Origin of the sequence: Metabacillus niabensis (assembly GCF_902829255.1) — a bacterium.
Lineage (GTDB): Bacteria > Bacillota > Bacilli > Bacillales > Bacillaceae > Metabacillus > Metabacillus niabensis.
On record NZ_CADEPK010000303.1, the window covers coordinates 1 to 3,945 of the forward strand.

Below are 3,945 nucleotides of genomic sequence, written 5' to 3' on the forward strand. Positions count from 1 at the left end.
ATAATAATTTATATTATGAATTTTTAGATCGAATGACAATAAATGTGTCAGAATTCTATCGTAATTATAAAAGATGGCAAGTTTTAGAAGAGATGATTCTTCCAAAATTACTTAAAAAGAATAATGGACAACTTAAAGTATGGAGTGCTGCTTGTTCAACAGGTGAGGAGCCTTATACGATAGCGATGGTACTTTCTAACCTAGTTCCGCTAAGTAAGGTGAAAATTATTGCAACTGATATTGATGAAAATGTCATTGCTAGGGCTAAAATAGGTGTTTATCCAGAACGTTCATTAAATGAGGTTCCGTTAGAGATGAAAAAAAAATACTTCTCTCAAGAAGGAACGAATTACAAGGTTAGTGAAGAAATTATGAAGGCGGTTCAATTTAAAAAACAAAACCTATTGGCTGATCCGTTTGAATCTCAATTTGATTTAATCGTATGTCGCAATGTGCTTATTTATTTTACAGAAGAGGCAAAAGAACTTTTATATAAAAAATTTAGCGATGCTCTTAAGCAAGATGGTGTATTTTTTGTTGGAAGCACAGAACAAATCTTTAATTCTGAACGCTTTAACCTAGCATCAATTGAGACGTTTTTTTATCAAAAGAAATAAATAATCTATGATTTTTCTAACAGTTATGTTATATTGTTACTTAAAAGCGTTAGTGCGTTGAAGGGAGAGAGAGTATTGAGATATTTAACAGCAGGTGAATCTCATGGACCACAATTAACAGCAATTATTGAAGGTGTTCCTTCAGGATTAAATTTTACAGCTGAAGATATTAATAAAGACTTAGCGAGAAGACAAAAGGGGTATGGCCGTGGACGGAGAATGCAAATAGAAAAAGACCAGGTCAAAATTTTAGGTGGAGTAAGACATGGTAAATCTCTAGGTTCACCAATCTCTTTTGTTGTTGAAAATAATGATTGGAAGCATTGGACGAAAATTATGGGTGCGGATCCAATTTCAGCTGAAGAGGAAAAGGAAGTTAAACGTCAAATTACACGACCACGTCCTGGACATGCAGATTTAGTTGGTGCAATGAAATACGGTCATCGCGATATGAGAAATGTTTTAGAACGTTCCTCTGCACGTGAAACGACCGTTCGTGTAGCAGTTGGTTCATTGGCTAAACAAATTTTAGCAGAACTAGGAATTAAGGTAGTAGGGCATGTATTAGAAATAGGTGGAGTAAGGGCTGAAAACAACTCTTATCGGGATGTAGATGAATTATTAGCTATCACTGAAGAATCACCAGTAAGATGTTTCGATCGAGATGTCGAAAAGAAAATGATGGAAGCAATTGACACTGCTAAAGAAAATGGTGACTCGATCGGTGGTGTTGTCGAAGTTGTTGTCGAAGGTTTACCAGCTGGCATCGGAAGCTATGTACATTATGACCGAAAATTAGATAGTAAAATTGCAGGTGCAATTGTTAGCATAAACGCGTTTAAAGGTGTAGAATTTGGCATCGGGTTTGAAGCTGCGCGTAAATTTGGTAGTCAAGTACATGATGAAATTGAATGGTCTGAAGAAAAAGGTTATACACGTAAAACGAATCGTTTAGGTGGATTTGAGGGCGGAATGACAACTGGGATGCCGATTGTTGTTAGAGGCGTTATGAAACCAATTCCAACATTGTATAAACCGTTACAAAGTGTAGATATTGATACGAAGGAACCGTTTACAGCTAGCATTGAACGTTCTGATAGCTGTGCTGTGCCAGCAGCTAGCGTTGTTGCTGAAGCTGTAGTTGCTTGGGAAGTTGCAAATGCTATTGTCGAACAATTTGGAGTAGACCGTATGGATTTAATTAAGGAAAATGTTGAAAAAATGCGCAACTACACGAGGGGATTTTAATGCAATCAATTACAGTCAAAACATCCGTCGATTCGTATCCCGTCATTGTCGGACATAACGTAAAACAAGAAATTCCTAATGTTTTAAAGAAACTATCACCAAGTAAAGTACTAATTGTAACTGATACTTCCATAGATTCTTTATATGGGGGGGACATTTTTTCATTAGTAAGTAATGAGTGGGAAACGTCAAAGTACGTAATTCCAAGTGGTGAAGCCTCGAAATCATTTGAGATGTTTTATGAGCTGCATACTTTTGCATTAGAAAAAGAATTGGATCGAAAATCTGTGATTATTGCATTTGGTGGTGGTGTTGTTGGTGATTTAACAGGGTTTGTGGCTGCAACATTTATGAGAGGAATACCGTTTATCCAAGTTCCAACAACTTTATTAGCACATGATAGTGCAGTTGGTGGAAAGGTTGCAATTAATCATCCAGAAGGAAAAAATATGATCGGTGCCTTTTATCAACCTAAAGCTGTTATTTATGACACCCTATATTTACAAAGCTTACCAGAAAGTGAAATGAGATCTGGCTTTGCAGAAGTTATCAAGCACTCACTTATTAGAAGTGAATCACTTTATCATTATTTAATATCAGAAATTAAACTAATTGATGATATTACTGAACAGCATCTGCAACGAATGATTCTTGAAGGAATACAAATAAAGGCTGATGTCGTATCGAAGGATGAAAAGGAATTAGGTCTGCGCGCTATATTAAACTATGGTCATACACTTGGTCATGCTGTTGAGGCAGAAGCTGGGTATGGAAAGCTATCCCACGGTGATTCAGTAGCCATTGGTATGTTATTTGCAACTTGGCTAAGCAATAAAAAACTAAATGCTAATTTACCGTATGAGGAGTTAAAAGCTTGGTTTAAAGGTATTGGTTTTCCTATTAATATTCCTGAATCACATTCAACAGAACAACTTATAAATAAAATGAAAAAAGACAAAAAAACAAAATCAAAACAAATTACAATGATTTTATTAAAAAGTATCGGTATAACTACAGAAGAAAAGTTCTCTGATGATGAATTATATTCATTACTTACTGAATGGAGAATGAAAGAACGGAGTGGCATACTTGATTAGGGGTATTCGTGGAGCGATAACGGTTGAAGAAAATGATAGTCATTTAATTTTAGAGGCAACTAGTAAGCTTTTAAAAGATATGATAAAGAAAAATAATATAAATCCGGAAAGAGTTGCACAAGTTATTATGACGGTAACTGACGATTTAGATGCAACTTTTCCTGCAAAAGCACTAAGAGCTATTGAAGGATGGACATATGTACCAGTGATGTGTATGCGAGAAATACCAGTGCCAAATAGCTTAGAAAAATGTATTAGGGTAATGATGACAGTAGAAACGGATGTCAGTCAGGAAAAAATACAGCATGTATATTTAGAAGGTGCTATTTCCCTTAGGCCAGATTTAGCAAGTAAATAGCATAAGGTTTTTATGTAAGGAATTCAATCTTGACAGAAATTGGTTTATTATAATACGATGAAAAGGAAGATTGAATTAGTTTTTAGCAGAGTAGGTAAGCATAGGGTAGTAGAGAATGAGTTAGTTTAGCTGAGGTTTTATTTTATCGGCACAAGTCTACCCAAAAACATATGTTTTTGGGTTTTTTTATAAAATGAAACTGTCATATACATAAAATATGGCATTTCATAAAGATCGATGTGCGAACCAATCTTCATTAGTATAACCTCCTAAATACTCATTCTCCAATTTATTTGGAGGAGTGAGTCATTATGAAAAATACTTCATTTACCACTTTTTGTGAAGATAGTAAACATTATCAAACAATCCCCATTGTCAGGAGTGTGTACTCTGACAAATTTACACCAATCCAATTATTTCAGTTATTTCAAAAGGAAGCTGTTTATTTATTAGAGAGTAAGGATGCCGAATCAAGTTGGTCCCGTTATTCCTTTATAGGATTAAATCCATTTTTGTTTATTGAAGAAGATCGAGGAGAATATTCGATCATTAATAATCAAAGAAAAACTGTTGAAAAGTCGCATTCAATTACAACAATTTTTAAAAATTTACAAAATCTATTAGC

4 protein-coding genes and 1 pseudogene are annotated in these 3,945 nt (G+C 34.6%); all 5 read left to right on the forward strand.

The features are described 5' to 3' along the window. On the forward strand, positions 1–617 hold a 617-nt coding region (locus HU235_RS17765; RefSeq protein WP_174881086.1), incomplete at its 5' end, for a CheR family methyltransferase. Between the two features lie 75 nt (positions 618–692). Further along, entirely contained in the window at positions 693–1,865 is a 1,173-nt protein-coding gene (aroC, locus tag HU235_RS17770; protein ID WP_095301130.1) for a chorismate synthase, read from the forward strand. Beyond that, positions 1,865–2,962 (forward strand): 3-dehydroquinate synthase, encoded by a 1,098-nt coding sequence (gene aroB / locus HU235_RS17775; RefSeq protein ID WP_095301131.1) that lies wholly within the window; start codon positions 1,865–1,867, stop codon positions 2,960–2,962. Before aroC ends, aroB begins: the two co-directional genes overlap by 1 nt. Beyond that, complete coding sequence (gene aroH, locus HU235_RS17780; protein ID WP_095301132.1) at positions 2,955–3,320, forward strand: chorismate mutase; 366 nt, start codon at positions 2,955–2,957, stop codon at positions 3,318–3,320. The genes aroB and aroH overlap by 8 nt, the downstream gene beginning before the upstream one ends. A 311-nt stretch (positions 3,321–3,631) precedes the next feature. Then, positions 3,632–3,945, forward strand: a pseudogene (locus HU235_RS17785) (anthranilate synthase component I); the annotation flags it as partial.